Origin of the sequence: Rhodococcus sp. 05-2256-B1 (genome assembly GCF_002258465.1) — a bacterium.
GTDB lineage: Bacteria > Actinomycetota > Actinomycetes > Mycobacteriales > Mycobacteriaceae > Rhodococcoides > Rhodococcoides fascians.
This window is the reverse complement of record NZ_NOZA01000041.1, coordinates 48434-64497: the sequence shown is the minus strand read 5'-3', so window position 1 is coordinate 64497 and position 16064 is coordinate 48434. Positions and strand designations below refer to the sequence as shown.

Annotated in this window: 14 protein-coding genes; 9 read left to right on the top strand and 5 right to left on the bottom strand. The window is 62.7% G+C overall.

Features of this window, described 5'->3' with window-relative positions:
- Positions 1-155: 155 nt before the first annotated feature.
- The 5 genes from CH285_RS25705 to dnaA all read right to left on the bottom strand — a co-directional run bounded on the left by CH285_RS25705 (position 156) and on the right by dnaA (position 6353).
- A complete protein-coding gene (locus CH285_RS25705) occupies positions 156-716 on the bottom strand; it encodes a DUF721 family protein (RefSeq protein WP_094642759.1) in 561 nt (186 codons plus the stop codon).
- Positions 713-1945 carry a DNA replication/repair protein RecF gene (gene recF / locus CH285_RS25700; protein WP_094621758.1) on the bottom strand — a complete coding sequence of 411 codons (1233 nt, stop codon included), beginning with the start codon at positions 1943-1945 and terminating at the stop codon, positions 713-715. The genes CH285_RS25705 and recF overlap by 4 nt, the downstream gene beginning before the upstream one ends.
- Complete coding sequence (gnd, locus tag CH285_RS25695) at positions 1946-2872, bottom strand: phosphogluconate dehydrogenase (NAD(+)-dependent, decarboxylating) (protein ID WP_027494998.1); 927 nt, start codon at positions 2870-2872, stop codon at positions 1946-1948.
- 104 nt (positions 2873-2976) lie between these two features.
- Positions 2977-4161, bottom strand: coding sequence for a DNA polymerase III subunit beta (gene dnaN, locus CH285_RS25690; RefSeq protein WP_032407801.1), 1185 nt, complete (start codon positions 4159-4161; stop codon positions 2977-2979).
- A 659-nt stretch (positions 4162-4820) separates the two neighbouring features.
- Positions 4821-6353, bottom strand: a complete 1533-nt coding sequence (gene dnaA / locus CH285_RS25685; RefSeq protein WP_027495001.1) for a chromosomal replication initiator protein DnaA — start codon at positions 6351-6353, stop codon at positions 4821-4823.
- A gap of 622 nt (positions 6354-6975) precedes the next feature.
- On the opposite strand from dnaA, the gene rpmH reads away from it, so the two are divergent.
- The 9 genes from rpmH to CH285_RS25640 all read left to right on the top strand — a co-directional run bounded on the left by rpmH (position 6976) and on the right by CH285_RS25640 (position 16064).
- A complete protein-coding gene (gene rpmH / locus CH285_RS25680) occupies positions 6976-7119 on the top strand; it encodes a 50S ribosomal protein L34 (protein WP_026347786.1) in 144 nt (47 codons plus the stop codon).
- Positions 7120-7149: 30 nt separating this feature from the next.
- Positions 7150-7530, top strand: coding sequence for a ribonuclease P protein component (gene rnpA, locus CH285_RS25675; protein WP_032367623.1), 381 nt, complete (start codon positions 7150-7152; stop codon positions 7528-7530).
- Positions 7527-7856 (top strand): membrane protein insertion efficiency factor YidD, encoded by a 330-nt coding sequence (gene yidD / locus CH285_RS25670; RefSeq protein WP_027495003.1) that lies wholly within the window; start codon positions 7527-7529, stop codon positions 7854-7856. Before rnpA ends, yidD begins: the two co-directional genes overlap by 4 nt.
- Positions 7857-7860: 4 nt before the next feature.
- Positions 7861-8952, top strand: coding sequence for a membrane protein insertase YidC (gene yidC, locus CH285_RS25665; RefSeq protein ID WP_032385250.1), 1092 nt, complete (start codon positions 7861-7863; stop codon positions 8950-8952).
- 25 nt (positions 8953-8977) lie between these two features.
- On the top strand, positions 8978-9664 hold the full coding sequence (locus tag CH285_RS25660) for a Jag family protein (protein WP_255032274.1): 687 nt from the start codon (positions 8978-8980) through the stop codon (positions 9662-9664).
- A 2648-nt stretch (positions 9665-12312) separates the two neighbouring features.
- Positions 12313-12990 carry a 16S rRNA (guanine(527)-N(7))-methyltransferase RsmG gene (rsmG, locus tag CH285_RS25655; RefSeq protein ID WP_032371601.1) on the top strand — a complete coding sequence of 226 codons (678 nt, stop codon included), beginning with the start codon at positions 12313-12315 and terminating at the stop codon, positions 12988-12990.
- Between the two features lie 76 nt (positions 12991-13066).
- Entirely contained in the window at positions 13067-14068 is a 1002-nt protein-coding gene (locus CH285_RS25650) for a ParA family protein (protein ID WP_027495008.1), read from the top strand.
- A 3-nt stretch (positions 14069-14071) separates the two neighbouring features.
- A complete protein-coding gene (locus CH285_RS25645; protein WP_094642758.1) occupies positions 14072-15148 on the top strand; it encodes a ParB/RepB/Spo0J family partition protein in 1077 nt (358 codons plus the stop codon).
- A gap of 235 nt (positions 15149-15383) precedes the next feature.
- Positions 15384-16064, top strand: coding sequence for a hypothetical protein (locus CH285_RS25640; protein WP_094642757.1), 681 nt, complete (start codon positions 15384-15386; stop codon positions 16062-16064).

Below are 16064 nucleotides of genomic sequence, written 5' to 3'. Positions count from 1 at the left end.
TCCGATGGCCGCATGGAACAGTATTCGGTCCCCCGACCGTTGCGTGTCCCGAATCACGCTACGCATACCAACTGTCTCACAGCAACACTGCCCCCAACATCTGTTGAGGATCACCTGGACCAGGGGCTACGTCGAACGCGCATTGGGAACAGTCACTATCCGTAGGTGTCCCGCGGACCACGACCTTTGACGTGTCGCTCGCCTTTTCGCCAGCTCTGCGTCGTCGGCCCGGTGATCCGAAGCGACGTCACCACACCGTGGCCCACCGCCGCCGCGATCTTCGCCAGAATCTGCGACTGCATCAGTCGGAGCTGCGTCGCCCACGCAGTCGACTCGGCGGAGATACTGAGCACTCCGTCCTTGAGACCGGTGGGGTCGGCGTGTGCCGAGATGTCCTCACCGACGACGCTGGGCCAGCGCCCCAGCACGGCACCCTCCGATACCTTGGCCGACCACCCACGCTTGGACGCGATGCTGTTGGCCAATGCACCGAATGCCTGCGGATCCCGATCGTCGGGGCCCGCTCCCGACCAACCCCGTCGTCGACGCCCCCGCAGTGCCCGGACACCCCCGGTCGGTGACGAACGACCTTGACCGACCGACTTGCCGCTCGCCTTGGCCGCAGCCCGGGCATCTTCGAGCGCCCGACGCGCAAGGTCGACGCCCTTCAACTCCGGCTGCTCACCCGGTGCCGGTGAATTTGTCTCGTCGCTCATGACACCTCACTCTCCGACGTCGACAGCTCGGTGATGGTCGAAACACGGCCTGCCGCACCGGAATCGGATCCCTGACGTGCCTCGACACCATAGCGTCGTGCATCGAGTTCGGGTGGCACGTCCTCGGGAACCGCGGCGGTGATCAGTACCTGTTCCGCGTCGGCCGCGACCGCCGCCAGGGCCGTGCGCCGCTTGCGGTCGAGCTCGGCGAACACGTCGTCGAGCATCAGGACGGGGTCGGTCCCGTCCTCGCGCAGCAACGAAAAGGAGCCGAGCCGAAGCGAGAGTGCGTACGACCACGATTCACCGTGGCTGGCAAAGCCTTTGGTGGGTCGGTCGCCGAGCATCAATTCCAGATCGTCTCGATGGGGACCGACCAGACACACCCCACGTTCGATCTCTCGCTGCCTCATCACCGAAAGCTGGTGTAGGAAAGCAGCTTCCAGCACGTCGACGTCGTCGGACTCCGGTGCTCGGCCGGCATCGGAGAATTCCGGCGGCAGTGCCTCGGCGAGGCTGCATCGATAGGACAACGTTGCGAGCCGCGATTCCGGCGCGATCGACTCGTAGGCCTGCTGCACGAAGGGCATCAGCTCGTGTACCAAAGATATTCTGGCCGACAGCAATCGGGCACCGTGGGCGGCAAGATGGCCGTCCCAGACATCGAGCGTGGCCAGAGCGCTCGAGCCGTCGCTGGACGACGAGCCTCGGCGCAACGCCCCGTTGGCGGTCTTGAGCAGTGCCGACCGCTGACGCAGCACCTTGTCGTAATCTGCACGCACAGCGGCCATTCGAGGAATTCTGGTGGTGAGCAGCTCGTCCAGATACCGCCGGCGCTCGCTCGGGTCGCCGCGCACCAGAGACAGGTCCTCGGGTGCGAACAACACACTCTGGAGTACACCCAGAATTTCTCGTGGCCGACGCAGCGGAGACCTGTTCATCCTCGCCTTGTTCGCCTTGCCCTCGAGCAGTTCGACGTCGATGATCAACTCGCGTCCGTGGTTGACCACGGCGCTGCCGACGAACGCGGTGGACGCACCTGCCCTGATCATGGGCGCATCGGTCGAGACCCGGTGCGAGGACAGCGTCGACAGATAACCGAGTGATTCCAGCAGGTTGGTCTTACCGTGTCCGTTGGGCCCGACGAACACGGTCGATCCCGGGCCCAGGTCGACGATGACGTCGTCCCAGGACCGGAAATCGTGAAGTTGCAAAGACCGGACGAACACTTACTCGGTGTTCTTCGGCGCGGGTGCGCGCAGTGTCTCGTCCGCATCCGCCTTCTTGACGGCATGCCCGCCGAACTGGTTCCGCAACGCCGACACAGCCTTCATGGCAGGCGAATCTTCTTGTCGCGAAGCGAATCTCGCGAACAGAGCTGCGGAGATGACCGGGGCGGGTACGGCATGCCGAATGGCCTCCTCGACGGTCCATCGACCCTCGCCGGAGTCCTCGGTGTACCCCGAGATCTCACTGAACTCCGGATCCTGACCGAGTGCCTCGACCAACAGATCGAGCAGCCACGACCGCACGACGGTGCCCTTGCTCCAGGCCCGCAGTACGCCCTGCACGTCCTGCACCAATTCTTCGGCCTCGAGGATCTCGTAGCCCTCGGCGTACGCCTGCATCAGACCGTATTCGATGCCGTTGTGCACCATCTTCGAGTAATGCCCGGCACCGACGGGGCCGGCGTGGACGAAACCGTCCGCGCGCTCCCCTTCCGGACGCAGGGCGTCGAAGATCGGCATCGCGCGTGCAACGTGCTCGTCGTCGCCGCCGACCATCAGGCCGTAGCCGTTCTTCAATCCCCAGACACCGCCCGAAACTCCGGCATCGATGTAACCGATTCCCTTGGCGTCCAACAGTTCTGCGTTGGGCTTGTCATCGGTGAAACGTGAGTTTCCACCGTCGATCACCAGGTCGCCCGGTTCGAGAACATCCCCGAGCCCGGTGATGGTGTCCCGAGTGATCTGGCCGGAGGGCACCATCACCCACACCACCCGGGGAGCGGTGAGGGATTCCGCGAGACCGGCGAGCGACGGAGTGTCCGTCACCTCGGGCCTCGGGTCGTAACCGATGACCTCGTGGCCGTGCTCGCGCAGCCGCTCGCGCATGTTGAAACCCATTTTTCCGAGACCGACCAAGCCCAGCTGCATGAGGAAGCGTCCTTGTCTGTGTCAGGTGTAATTCCGGTCGAGCGGGAGTGGAGTCGGCGGAACGACTCGTCCGATCCCGCAACTTCAACAGTAACCAGGCAGGATCAGCCCGGCAGCCTGACCGGCATCAACAGATAGGTGTATTGGGACTGAGGCGCCGCGAACTTGCCGGAATCGTCGGGCACCAGCTCCTCGTCCGACGTCGGACGCAGCACTGCAGGCCGACTCGGAGTGGTGAAACCGAACGTGACCTTCTCGCTGTGCAAGGAGGACAGGCCGTCGATGAGGTACCCCGGGTTGAACGCGATGGTGAGCGCCTCACCCTGGAAGTCGGCCGGCAGAGCTTCCTCGGCGCGGCCGGCATCGTCGCCGCCTGCCGAGAGCAGCACACCTTCGGCGTTGAATTCCAGACGCACCTGCGCACCGCGTTCGGCGACGAGAGCCACGCGCTTGATGGCCTCGACCAGCGACGCGATCTCGAGCGTCGCGACGGCGGTGTGCTCTGCCGGGAGCAACTGACGGAACTTCGGGAATTCCGCATCGAGCAGACGAGTGGTCGTGCGGCGCCCGTCGCTGACGATTCCGAGCAAACCGTCGCTCCCGATGGAGGAACCCGAACCGAGAGCGAGCTCGACGGGCGAACCCGCGTTGCCGCCGAGAGTCTTGGCCGACTCGGACAGGGTCTTCGCCGGAATCAGCACTGCAGTGGTGGTGTCGGCGCCGGCGGGAGTCCAGTCGACCTCACGAACCGCCAACCGGAATCGGTCGGTCGCAGCCAGCACGACGTTGGTGCCGTCGATCTCGACACGGATACCGGTCAGCATGGGAAGCGTGTCGTCCTTGCCCGCCGCAATGGCGACCTGGGCAATTGCCTCGGAGAACACATCACCGGCCAGCGAACCGGTGTTGCTGGGCAACTCGGGTAGCTGAGGATAGTCCTCGACCGGCATCGTCGGCAGCGAGAATTTTGCGCTTCCGCAGTTGACGAGAACGCGAGTCCCGTCGACGGTGACGTCGACGGGCTTGTTCGGCAACGACTTGGTGATATCGGCAAGTAGCTTGCCCGACACCAGAACTCGTCCTGCGGTGGCCACTTCGGCCGACACCTTCACCTGGGCGGAGACCTCGTAATCGAAGCCCGAGACCGTCAGACCCTGTTCGTCGGCAGCGAGCAGAACGCCACCGAGAACGGGAACGGGCGGCCGGGACGGCAGGCTGCGGGCCACCCACGCCACGGAATCGGAAAAATCTTCACGAGCAACGCGAAACTTCAAACTTCCAAGCTCCATCGCTCGGCATTTCCTCTCGTTCGGGGCATTCGTGTGCACAGTCGAGCGGTGCGACCACGATCGTCGCGGCTCCAACCGATGCAACGACGAGTCTGGCACATCCAGCGCAAGCACACCGTATGCCCTTCGAGACGAAGTTGAAAGCTCGGGCGAGGCCGCGAAGGGCACCGATGCGGTCGTCGGAAGGGGGCTGTGAACGGATCGTTCCCCAACACCTGTTTTCAAAGAAGTTCTTTCAAGGAGAAAACAGAAGTATTAATAGGTCCTGTGCAATCTGTGCATGGAGCCCTCGCGATGCTGGTGGCTAGGCGTGGTGTCGTGGGGATGAACTCGGGACCAATCTGCGGTTGACGGACGGCTGCCTGTGGACCAATCGCATCGGTGCACAGGCGCCCACATTCCATCCCCAGAAGTCGACGGTTGTCCACATGGTTATCCACAGGTGTGAATCAATGGTCGTCGGCTCCGAAATGTCATCCGATTCGGCCCAGAATCGGCGCGGAATCGACCCAGATTCGATCCGGAATCGACTGGAGATCGTGTTCGATCGACGCCCGAGTCGAACCGAGGCGGCACCGATCACCGACGAAAACGGCGACGGCGCCGACCCCCGCGATGGGAATCGGCGCCGTCGCCGTCGTTGCCGAAGGACTGTGGAGCTATCGCTTCGAGCGCTGCTTGATGCGCGCCGTCAACTCCTGGACCTGGTCGTAGACCTTGCGACGCTCGGTCATTTCCTTGCGAATCTTCTTGTCCGCGTACATCACCGTCGTGTGATCTCGGCCGAACGTCTGACCGATCTTTGGTAGCGACAGGTCGGTGAGCTCTCTGCAGAGATACATCGCGATCTGCCGGGCCATGGCCAACGCTCGGGCCTTACCCGGTCCGCACAGGTCCTCGATGGAGGTGTCGAAGTACTCCGCGGTGACGGCCATGATCGTGGCCGCGTTGATCTCCAAGCTGGACGAATCGGGAATCAGGTCACGTAGGACGACCTCGGCGAGGGTGAGGTCGAGGGCCTGTCCGTTCAACGAGGCGAATGCCGTCACGCGAATGAGGGCGCCTTCGAGCTCGCGGATGTTGCGCTCGATGCGGCTGGCGATCAGCTCCAGGACGTCGTGCGGCACGTCGAGTCGATCCATCCGAGCCTTCTTGCTCAGAATGGCGATCCGCGTCTCGAGCTCCGGTGGCTGGACGTCGGTGATCAGGCCCCACTCGAAGCGGGTACGCAGCCGCTCCTCGAGGGTCGCCAACTGTTTGGGTGGTCGGTCGGACGAGACGACGATCTGCTTGTTGGCGTTGTGCAGCGTGTTGAAGGTGTGGAAGAACTCTTCCTGGATACCTTCCTTGCCCTCGATGAACTGAATGTCGTCGACCAGCAGCACGTCGGTCTCCCGGTAGCGGCGCTTGAACGCCACCTTGCGGTCGTCACGGAGACTGTTGATGAAGTCGTTGGTGAATTCTTCGGTGGAGACGTACTTCACGCGCATGCCCGGGAACAGGCGCTGCGCGTAGTGACCGGCCGCGTGCAGCAGGTGCGTCTTGCCCAGGCCCGATGCCCCCCACACGAACAACGGGTTGTACGCCCGGGCGGGTGCTTCGGCGATGGCGACCGCGGCGGCGTGCGCGAACCGGTTGGAGGCGCCGATCACGAACGTGTCGAAGGTGTACTTCGAGTTGAGGCTGTTGGCACCCGACGACGGTGGCGTCGACTCCGGTGGTTTGGTGAAGTACGTCGGCCACGAGTTCTGGACACTGGCGAGGGCTTCCCGCTCGTCGTCCACTTCCTCGTAATCGGCGGTCTCGGAGTCCGACGGCTCGTCGTCTCTGCTGGTCAGGACGCGGCGCCGGTACGTAGGGGAACTGACGGCATCGGGATACGTCGAGCGCTCGGTTTCGAGCTTCTCGTCCTCGGGGGCGGAGATCCGAACGCCGAGACCTTCGACACCCTGTCCCAGATGACGCCCCAGGGCTCCCAGGATGGGTTCGCGCAGGTCACGTTCGATCGCTTCCTGAGCGAAGGTCGACGGGACGGCGAGCAGAGCGAAGCCCTGAGTCAACGTGAGCGGTTTGACCAGCGCGAGCCAGGCCTTTTGGCCCTTGGTCAGCGGCGACCCACTGTGTCGGTCGGACGTCAGCTCCGCGACTACCTCGGGCCAGATGCGCGCAAGCGCATCCGGATCGTCGTTCACGTCGATCCCTCCGTCGTCGAGCTTGTAGGTCTCGCCGGACTCCGACAACCGATTCGGTGCGGCGTTTCGAACCCGCGCAACCGCGTCGTCGGATAGCGTCGTCGATCGTGCGCCTCCGCGGCCGAGACAAGGGTCCTTCGGTGGACCCCGCAAGGTACGAATATGCCACCTGAACTGTGTTTCCACACAATTATCCACAGGTGTGGATAAACGACACCGATGTGAGCCCAACCGTCACCGAGTGGCGTGGTAGTACGTATACGACAGTCTGACCTGCGGCGATAGCCATTGTCAGTCGTTCGATCGCAGCAACGACCAGTTGCGCGGCGCGGCGGAACGACAGATATTGTCGACTCTTCGGCCCGTCCGAGGTCTCGTCGTCGGTGGCCTGTGTATGAATCGACGGATCGGTCGATGTCGAGCGAGTTTGACCACCGGTGACTCGATCAGTACTCTCGAACAGTCACCCAATAGCGAGGTGGCCGATGCTTGCTGGCTGCTCACAGTCTGTCTTCACTCGGATTTCTCGCTCGGGAGGCTAGCGAGTTCATCCGAACTCGCTGAGAACCTTTACAGCAGGCGCCGACAGATCGGCGTCGTCGAATCTCGAGGAGTGTTGACCGTGGCCAAGGGCAAGCGGACGTTCCAGCCGAACAATCGCCGCCGCGCGCGCGTTCATGGCTTCCGTCTTCGTATGCGTACCCGTGCGGGTCGTGCAATCGTTTCCGCACGTCGCGGCAAGGGCCGCAAAGAACTCACAGCCTGATAACCGTTCGTCCGAAGCTTGGAGCTCGGGATGCTTCCTGAGCCGAATCGGCTGCATCGCGCACGTGACTTCACCGTGGTGATGCGTCGAGGACGCCGAATGGGTAGATCGGACCTGGTCGTACACGCAGTTGCGCGTCACGAGCAGGACATCGCATCCACCGTTCATGGGCCACGTTTCGGATTGATCGTCAGCAAGGCAGTCGGGCCGGCCGTAACTCGTCATCGAGTTGCGCGCCGGCTTCGGCATATCTGTGCTGAGGTGATCGACGGGCTCGCGGTGAACACCGACGTGGTCATTCGAGCACTTCCGGGTGCTGCGCATGCATCCTCGGCAGATCTACACGTTCAACTGCGTTCAGGTTTGAAGAAGCTCGGTCTACTCGAAGCTCCGAAGGGTCCGCCGTCATGACATTCATGGGCAACCTTCGTTCCATTCCTGCTCGAACTCTCGTCTACTGCATCGTGTTGTACCGGACCTATGTGTCCCCGATGCGGCCCCCTACCTGTCGCTTCTCCCCCACCTGCAGTGAATACGCCATCGAGGCGCTCCAGGTGCACGGGATGCCGAAGGGCTCGCTCCTGGCAGTCGTCCGCCTCCTCAAATGTGCTCCCTGGCACTCTGGAGGCTGGGACCCGGTGCCCGAACCCGGTAGGTGGCGCGCAACCGTCACCGAGCTGACCGAAACCGAAGAACACCACGATCTCCTGCGAGTGGAAGAACAGAGGAGTACATAGAGCCGTGCTCGACTTCATTTACTACCCGGTTGCCTGGATTCTCTGGGTGTGGCACAAGGTGTTCGGCTTTGTGTTCCAGGATCCCAGCAATGGCTTCGCCTGGGCATTGTCAGTCGTCTTCCTCGTCTTCACGCTCCGGCTGATCCTGTACAAGCCCTTCGTCAAGCAGGTCCGCACGACGCGGCAGATGCAGGAACTGCAGCCGCAGATCAAAGCGCTGCAGAAGAAGTACGGCAAAGACAAGCAAAAAATGGCCGTCGAGATGCAGAAGCTGCAGAAGGAACACGGCTTCAACCCACTGATGGGCTGCCTCCCCGTGCTGGCACAGGCACCCGTCTTCATCGGCCTGTTCCACGTGCTCCGTTCGTTCAACCGCACCGGTACCGGTGTGGGGCAGCTCGGCCTGAGTCCGGAAGAGAACCGCGAACTCTCGAATTATGCGTTCAGCGTTGCCGATGTGCAGTCGTTCCTGGATGCCCGCCTGTTCGGCGCTCCCATCTCGGCCTGGATCACCATGCCGCAGGATCAGCTCAACGCCTTCGCCGTCGGTCCCGACGCGACCATTCCGTCCACGTGGGTCATCGCGGCTGTGTCCATTCCCCTGATGATCATTGCGGCCGTCATGACGCACCTGAACTCGCGTGCGTCCGTGGCCCGGCAAAGCGCCGCCGCGGCCGCAAACCCGCAGTCCGCCATCATGAACAAGCTCGCCCTCTACGTGTTCCCGCTGGGTGTTCTGGTGTTCGGTGCACTGTTGCCCGTCGCCATCCTGCTCTACTGGGTCAGCAACAACACCTGGACCTACGCGCAGCAGCACTTGGTGTTCGGCAAGATCGACAAGGAAGAGGCCGCCAAGGTAGCGGCCGCCGTCGAGAAGCGCTCGGAGAATGCGCCCAAGCCAGGAGTGAAGCCGGTCTCGACGACAAAGCCCAAGCCCGGTGCTCGGCCGAAGCTCTCGAAGATGGCACCGACGGATGACGAATCCACTACCGATACTGCAAGTACCGGGACGGACTCTTCGTCAGGGTCTGCCACCCCGAGCAAACCGCGACCGCAGGCGAACAGGAACAAGTCGACCAAGCGCAAGCGGCGCTGACCGACACGTCGAGAGAAGGACGAACATGGCAGCGCACGCCGAAGAAGCACAGAACGACGAAGTACGGAACGCAGCAGCTGGGGATGGAGTGGGTGACGTGATGGTCGAGACCGATCAGGTGAGTGCCGTCGAGACGGAGTCCGACGACGAAGCTACTGTCGACGACGCCGTACAGAAGACTCCGTCGGTCCCCACGAGTGTCGATGACGCTGCGGATTCGGATGATGGTGAAGACGACGAAGACGACGAGGATTACTTGGTAGAGGAAGGCGAAATCGCCGGCGACTACCTCGAGCAGCTTCTGGACGTGCTCGACTTCGACGGAGACATCGACCTCGACGTGGAGGGTGATCGCGCGATCGTCAGCATCGACGGCGGAGACGATCTCGCCAAGCTCGTCGGTCGCAAGGGCGAGGTACTCGACGCTCTGCAGGAACTGACCCGTCTGGCTGTGCAGCAGTCGACGGGCGAGCGCAGCAAGCTGATGCTCGACGTCGCCGGGTGGCGTGCCAAGCGACGCACCGAGCTCGGGAACCTGGGTGCCGAAGCAGCACGTCGAGTACTCGAATCCGGAGAGCGTGAGGAACTGACTCCGATGACTCCGTTCGAGCGCAAGATCGTGCACGACGCAGTCGCCAAGATCGACGGCGTTGCGAGCGAAAGCACCGGCGTCGAACCCGCTCGACGGGTAGTCGTCGTCGTCAAGGCGTAGCGACACTGTCGACAAGCGATGGCCCCCACTTCGGTGGGGGCCATCGTCGTTTGTGTCGAAAGCTCGGGCTTGAATTGCATGGATGTAATTTGCCTTGGGTATTAGCGATCGGATGGGCTCCGAGAGCGAAAAATAGAGGAGCAGGGGTATGGGACGCTTTCGTCACTGTGACGGGTGGTTGCAGGGCGGCTCTGTCCGTGATTCCACGTGACGAACGATGTTTCACGTGAAACGAACGCTGAGACAGATGTCGATCGATAGGTCGAGGCGGCTCCCCCTTCCGGCGGTCATACGCAGATCACGCGACCGGATCCCGGCCCTGTTTCGTCGACAGCCGATGATCGAGGACTGCTCCGCAGCGTGGCGAGGTCGAGGGTGTCAATCAACTCTTGGACCCCAGCCGATTGCAAATAGCTGAGACCACCCATCGTGCAGCCGCTCGGAGCCGCGCGCTTAGTTCTGTCGCGTCAACGCGCGCGTGTGTTCAGTTCCAAGTCCGAGGAGGGAACCAGCCACGGTGGTACAGCGGACTATCCGAGAGTCGGTTCGCTTGCCGCGGTGCGCGCCGGGCAGCGGGCACATCGCACCGTGGTCCACTGCGCAACGATATGGCAGGCGGGCCTCGGTGTAGCGGGCTGGCACACCGGGATAGTTCATGACCTCGAACTCTGTTGTCGTGTCGGGAGAAGGTGTGCTCCTCACTTGCCGAGCCGGTGTCGGATGACGACGAGAGCCGATCGACGGACGGTGGGTTGTCACCGTGTTGTACGTGCTGCGCGAACTTCTAGAGGCATGAGGCGTAGCAGGATTCGTCTGGGTGAATTCTGTGATGACCTTGTTCTGGATTGCGACGGTGGAGTGTCCGGCGCGGTGATGTCGCAGGTTAGGTCAAATGAGCATGACCGGTTCACCATGGCGTGACGTGTGGCGGCCGGCAGTGCGTAGTCACCGTCGGTCGCGTCACGCTCAGCTGGGCTCACTACCCCAGCATTGGATCTGAATGTCTTCGACCGCAGGATCACCGATCGTGAGTGCGTCCCGGCATTGCGTCACGGACACGGCGGTCGCGTAGGGAGAACCACCTCCACCGGATGACTTGCGAGGGGTGTCTACGCGTGTGTGTGTTTCACGTGAAACAGTCGGGTTTCTGGCCGGCTGTCACTTATCGAGACTTGGCTCGATTGGACTCATGCCGGCTCGCTCTATGCGTCCGACCCCATTTGTTCGAGGAGGGATCGACGTCCCCCTCAATCGCCGTGCAGTCGTCGTCTTCGAATTGCGTCTGCGGGTGAAGTGGTCCAACCGATCGGAGGCATCCGAGGGTCGCCTGCGAATGTGACGTCCGGACGGATTGTCAGCAGGACCCGTTGTAAAACCTGGCGCCGAGACGGACTGACGGTCATCGAGACTACGGCGACGTCGACGACGAACGTGACCCGTGGAGAGTCGGATCGTGTTTCACGTGAAACACGATCTAGGGCACAATGCTGCCGTCGAAGCGTCCGAAGGTTTTGAATACACTCCGGCCGATGCTCACGACATTCGGCGGGCCCGGCCCGAGGAGCAGTCCGAACCGGGCGTCGATCTTGCGCCCGGTCGCCTAATGCTCGCGACAGCCGGCGGTAGGCGGGCGCGAGGAGCAGTCCGAGCCGCGCGACATTGTCCGACAGGTCAAACGATGCCCGAAGCTGTCCGGTTGTATCCGAAAGCGTGGGTGCCAATCGCAAACGACCCCACGGCGGGTGGTCGCAAGAGCCGGTCCCAACGAGGGGCTGTGGAGTCGGCTTCGAGCTTGGTGCTGTGGGGCGGGCGGCGGTCGAGAGCGAGAGCGACGCGTAGAGGGCTCGGTCGAGGCATGATCGATTGCGGTGTTATTCGCGCGACGACTCTGCCGACTCTGTTCGACCAGAGTGTCTGTCCGGTTTCACGTGAAACAGCGGAGGGCGACGCCCGACAGCACGGAGACGGCTGTCAGAGTTACGACTCGTCTCGACGAAGTGGTTCCTCCGATCCTGGGCGGGATGGCGGATGCACTTCAGTGAACGCTGTCCCCAACGCCGTCCTTGGGGTGGCCTCATTGGATCGCCGGATCCTGTGGGACCCGTGATGGTGGTCGGGTCAATGTGTCGGTGGGGTGCGTCCCTTGGCGGGCTCGCCGAGTGTCCATATAGCAACGGTCGTATGCGGCCCGACCGAGGACGCACGACGGCGGAGGGCATAGAACAGCGATCCACTTCGCGTTCCCAGCAGGCGCTCCTGGATTGGATAGGCGACGGGAAAGGGTCCCATACCGGATGGTTCTGGCCGTACCGGTATCTCGTTCACCATCGCCGGGCCGGGAAGTCCTAGGCAATATCAATTGGTGCGCGAGTGCATCGGGTCGCGCTGAGGAGACCGGGTCGGTCGCTCGAAGTACACGCAACCGTCGCCTCCCCAGCCGTCGGGCCCTGGCTCGGTTTCACGTGAAACACCGGCGTACTCCGGAAGGCAGAAGTGTCGGGCAGGATGAACCGTCGAATCGGAGTGGGTGCGCAGACGGCGGTCCTGGTGTGCTCCACCCAGCAAATCGGGACTCCAACTCCCGGAACCTCGCGATCTCAGCAACTTACAGAGGTGTCGTTTGGCGATCCGTGCCCGAGCACGGGATGATGTTTCACGTGGAACAAGAAGCGTCGGATAGCACCGAGTTGATGGCCGTCGCCGAGCAGATGTTCGGAGATCGACTGGATCTCGCTCGGAGATATCACGAGTCCTTGGCTACCGCCGGAGTCGAACGGGGGCTGATCGGTCCACGCGAAGTTCCGCGACTCTGGGAGCGGCATATCCTCAATTGCGCCGCGATCGGCGAGCTCATCGACGAGGGCGAGACTGTGGTCGACATCGGCAGCGGTGCTGGCCTGCCCGGCATCCCTCTTGCCATCGCTCGACCGGATCTTCGGGTGACGCTCGTCGAGCCTCTTCTTCGGAGAACCGTCTATCTGGCCGAGTTCATCGACGAGCACGATCTCAACGTGTTGGTCGTACGCGGGCGGGCCGAACAGCCCGGCGTGAAGAAGGAAGCCGGCGGTGCGGATGTCGTCACGTCGAGGGCTGTGGCCCCGCTGGAGAAGCTCGCCAAATGGTCTCTCCCCCTCGTTCACGAACGCGGCCGGATGCTCGCGCTGAAGGGTTCCAGCGCGAGTGAGGAGATCGAACGCGACAGGACTTCCCTCACCCGTATGGGTGCTGGCAAGCTGGAGGTCGTGGAGTGCGGTGTCGGTCTTCTCCCGACGCCCACCATCGTCGTCAGGGCAGTCCGTGAGCCGCGGCGGCTCAGTCGCCACTGATGATCGATTGCGGGAATCGCCCCGCGCCGTTTGTATCGAACGTAGAACACATTCAGTTCCGCACTAAGGAGCACATATGTCGGGTGGGTCGGATCCCGCTGTTTCACGTGAAACAGAGTCCAAGAAGAAGTCGTCGAACGCAGCCGCCAACAAGGCGGGGGTGACGAGTGGCTTCGAGTACACCAACTCGATTTCGACCGACGACACCCCGATCGGGGCCGCCGCGCACCGGGCCAGTCAGGTCCTTCACCCGGGATCGGTGACGTTGCCCAAGCCGGCGAAGCGCCGCATGCTGACGATTGCGAATCAGAAGGGTGGCGTCGGCAAGACCACGACGGCGGTCAACCTCGCAGCCGCACTCGCGCTCCAGGGCCTGACGGTCTTGGTGGTGGATCTGGACCCTCAGGGCAACGCCAGCACGGCACTGGGCGTCGAACATCATTCCGGTGTGCCGTCGAGCTACGAGGTGCTCATCGGCGAAGTGAAGGCCAAAGACGCGATCCAGCAGAGTCCGCACAGTGAGCGGTTGTTCTGCATCCCGGCAACGATCGACCTCGCGGGCGCGGAGATCGAATTGGTCTCGATGGTGGCCCGGGAAGGACGCCTCAAGACGGCGTTGTCGGTCGAGGAGTTGGCCGGACTCGACGCCGATTTCATCCTCATCGACTGCCCACCGTCACTCGGTCTGTTGACTGTCAACGCGCTTGTGGCGGCCACCGAGGTGCTGATTCCCATTCAATGCGAGTACTACGCACTGGAGGGTGTGGGGCAGCTGCTTCGGAATATCGAGCTGGTTCAGTCCCATCTCAATCCTGAATTGCACGTCTCGACCGTCATCCTCACGATGTACGACGGCCGCACCAAACTGGCTGATCAGGTCGCCGAGGAAGTGCGGAAGCACTTCGGCGATGCCGTGCTGCGTGCCGTGATTCCGCGCAGTGTGAAGGTCTCCGAAGCACCCGGGTACGGCATGACGGTGTTGGATTACGACCCCGGTTCGCGTGGAGCAATGAGTTACCTGGACGCCGGACGAGAGCTCGCTGCTCGCTCGGCCGGCATCGACGCACGAAAGAAGTAGGACATGAGTCAAGCACGTAAGGGCGGTCTGGGGCGCGGACTCGCGTCGCTCATCCCCACGGGCCCCGATGCCGGACCGCGCCTCGGTAATGCAGCAGCCGACGTCATCATCGGTGCCGACCGCAACGCCAAGGACAAGCCGGACACGTCGACGAAGCCCAAGCGGGCAACGGCGTCCGACGACACCACAGAGACCGCAACGGCGCCTACTCCGACGCCGCCGGTGCTGAACGGGGACGACCTCTCCCCTGTCGGTGCCGTGTATCGGGAGATCTCGCCGGACCGAATCGAGGCCAATCCCAAGCAGCCGAGGCACGTCTTCGACGACGAATCCCTTGCCGAACTGGTGCACTCGATTCGCGAATTCGGCCTCATGCAGCCGATCGTGGTGCGTCTCGTATCCGGTTCTGCGGCTGCAGGAGATGCCAAGTATCAACTCGTCATGGGCGAGCGGCGGTGGCGCGCGAGCCAGGAAGCGGGCCTGGAGAAGATCCCCGCGATCGTCCGGGAAACCGCAGACGACGCAATGCTGCGCGACGCACTGCTCGAAAACATCCATCGCGTACAGCTCAATCCTCTCGAAGAGGCGGCCGCATATCAGCAGCTGCTCGAGGAATTCGATGTCACGCACGAGGAGCTCGCGGCAAAGATCGGTCGCTCACGCCCCGTGGTGACCAACATGATCCGTCTGCTGAAGTTGCCGATTCCGGTACAGAGACGTGTCGCAGCCGGTGTTCTGTCGGCGGGACATGCACGCGCACTGCTGTCGTTGGACGCGGGATCGGATGCACAGGAATCGTTGGCTGCGCGCATCGTGGCCGAGGGTCTCTCGGTTCGAGCGACGGAAGAAGCCGTCACTCTGGCCAATCGCGAGGACGGTAAGTCCCCCGAACCGGCGGCGAAGCGCAAGCCGATCCAGATGCCCGGCCTTCAGGATGTGGCCGATCGCCTCTCGGATTCGTTCGATACGAGGGTGACAGTGAGTCTGGGTAAGCGAAAAGGCAAGATCGTCGTCGAATTCGGGTCGGTCGACGACCTTCAGAGAATCGTCGAGATGATGGAAGCTCAGAAGAAAAAGTAGCCGCGTTTTTTCAGGACCAGTCATAACAGGGCGTAACGTCACTGTGACGTATATCGACGACGAGTGGTCCCGTAAACGGCAAGTTGGATCGAAAACTATTGTGATGCACTAGGTTTCGAGGATCTTCCCCGATCACCAGGTAGCGCGACCCCGTCGCCTATCCTGGTCGAGGAGAGAATCGGCTCCCCACCGAGAATCGAGCGGTGGAACGACTGCACGGAGGCTGAGGTACGCGGTGTCGGCGATGGTGACCGGAGTGACCCTCGGCTCGTTCGAACATCTGCCGGCACATTCTCGGCGGTGTAGCTTCTGGGTCCTCGATCCCACGTCCGACGGCGCGGCGCTGGACCTCGAATTCGAGAACGAGGTGTGGTTGTCGACGATCATGCTCGAGTGGGGATCGTGCGGGCAGCTGTTGTCCGTGGACGGCAACACGATCGGGTGTGCGCTGTACTGCCCGCCCCGCGCAGTTCCTCGGGCGTCGACCTTCCCTACTTCGCCCGTCAGTCCCGACGCGGTCCTACTGACCCAGCTTCGTATCGACTCCCCGGCCGATGCGGATCTGCACTCGGCAACCCTGATTCAGGCGGTGGTCGGCGATCTCGTCAATCGTGGTGTTCGTGCCTTGGAGGCCTTCGGCATTCGCCACAATGCGGACGACGCGTCGCCGGCAATTCCCAACGCGACGGCACATGCGACGTGCTCGGCTGCGACATGCATGATCGACGCCGACTTTCTGGAGAAGGTCGGCTTCGAGGTGGTGGCACCGCATCACAGGTTCCCGAGACTCCGCCTCGAATTGGATCGCGATCACGGGTGGAAGCAGGACGTCGAATCGGCGCTCGAGCAATTGCTGGTGGCGGCGAGTATCTCGGTGGTCGACATCGAACAGAAGTCGACGGTCGGAGTTCGCTGA

Bases quoted from the DNA above. Each gene is read 5' to 3' on its own strand.
- CH285_RS25705 (WP_094642759.1), bottom strand. From the start codon at position 716: ATGAGCGACGAGACAAATTCACCGGCACCGGGTGAGCAGCCGGAGTTG.
- gnd (WP_027494998.1), bottom strand. From the start codon at position 2,872: ATGCAGCTGGGCTTGGTCGGTCTCGGAAAAATGGGTTTCAACATGCGC.
- dnaN (WP_032407801.1), bottom strand. From the start codon at position 4,161: ATGGAGCTTGGAAGTTTGAAGTTTCGCGTTGCTCGTGAAGATTTTTCC.
- rnpA (WP_032367623.1), top strand. From the start codon at position 7,150: ATGCTTCCTGAGCCGAATCGGCTGCATCGCGCACGTGACTTCACCGTG.
- yidD (WP_027495003.1), top strand. From the start codon at position 7,527: ATGACATTCATGGGCAACCTTCGTTCCATTCCTGCTCGAACTCTCGTC.
- CH285_RS25660 (WP_255032274.1), top strand. From the start codon at position 8,978: ATGGCAGCGCACGCCGAAGAAGCACAGAACGACGAAGTACGGAACGCA.
- rsmG (WP_032371601.1), top strand. From the start codon at position 12,313: ATGTTTCACGTGGAACAAGAAGCGTCGGATAGCACCGAGTTGATGGCC.
- CH285_RS25650 (WP_027495008.1), top strand. From the start codon at position 13,067: ATGTCGGGTGGGTCGGATCCCGCTGTTTCACGTGAAACAGAGTCCAAG.
- CH285_RS25645 (WP_094642758.1), top strand. From the start codon at position 14,072: ATGAGTCAAGCACGTAAGGGCGGTCTGGGGCGCGGACTCGCGTCGCTC.